The sequence below is a fragment of the Flavobacterium sp. genome, from assembly GCF_003525665.1.
In the GTDB taxonomy this organism is placed as follows: domain Bacteria; phylum Bacteroidota; class Bacteroidia; order Flavobacteriales; family Flavobacteriaceae; genus Flavobacterium.
The window spans coordinates 11,587-11,797 of the sequence record NZ_DQDX01000047.1 but is presented as its reverse complement, the minus strand read 5'-3'; the positions used below and the strand labels follow the sequence as shown (position 1 = coordinate 11,797).

Annotated in this window: 1 pseudogene; it reads left to right on the top strand. The window is 37.0% G+C overall.

The window, feature by feature from the left end:
* Positions 1 to 10: 10 nt before the first annotated feature.
* Positions 11 to 211: pseudogene (locus tag DIU01_RS03305) on the top strand (nicotinate-nucleotide diphosphorylase (carboxylating)); the annotation flags it as partial.

Below are 211 nucleotides of genomic sequence, written 5' to 3'. Positions count from 1 at the left end.
CCGTTTCTATATGATTTCAGAAACTCAATTTCAAACCGAACTTCAGTTAATTATTCAAAACGCCATTCGCGAAGATGTTGGAGATGGCGATCATTCTTCTTTAGCTTGCATTCCAAAAGAAGCTCAAGGCAAAGCCAAACTTTTAGTAAAAGACAATGGTGTAATTGCCGGAGTAGAATTTGCCAAAATGGTTTTCAATTATGTTGATGCC